1 protein-coding gene is annotated in these 465 nt (G+C 87.5%); it reads left to right on the top strand.

Annotated elements, in window-relative coordinates; all coding sequences use genetic code 11:
• Positions 1-346: 346 nt before the first annotated feature.
• Positions 347-465, top strand: a 119-nt coding sequence (locus PUR56_RS43215; RefSeq protein ID WP_443034421.1) for a hypothetical protein, incomplete at its 3' end; no start/stop codon positions are given.

Here is a 465-nt window from a genome sequence, read left to right as displayed (position 1 = left end):
CATCGACGGGTAGCGCCCGCCGGCCGGGGGGGGGCCCCGCGGGAACCCCCCCCCCGCGCCCCCCCCCCGCCGGGACGGCCCCCGGGCCCCGCCGCGCCCCCCCCCCCCCCCCCCCCCCCCCCCGCCCCGCCGCCCACGGCCCCCCCCGGCCCCCCCCGCGCCCCCCCCCCCCCCCCCGCGCCCCCCCCCCCCCCCCCCCCCCCCCCCCCCCACCCAGTCACCCCACCCACCCCCCCCCACACCCCCCCCCCCCCCCCCCCCAGCGGCCCGCGGTCCCCCCCCCCGGCGGACCGACCCGCCCCCCCCCCCGCGGCCACACCCCCCCACCCGCGCCCAAGCGCCGGCCGTGGCCGCCGACGAGGCGTTCTGGGACCCGATCGACCGTGGCGACACCGCCGGACTCGCCTCCAGGCTCGGTGTCCCGGTCACCACCCTGGAACCGCTCGTTCCCGCGCTGGCGTCCTG

Origin of the sequence: Streptomyces sp. BE303, assembly GCF_036290945.1 — a bacterium.
Lineage (GTDB): Bacteria > Actinomycetota > Actinomycetes > Streptomycetales > Streptomycetaceae > Kitasatospora.
Note: the sequence above shows the minus strand (reverse complement) of the source record. Positions and strands in the feature narration are given on the sequence as shown.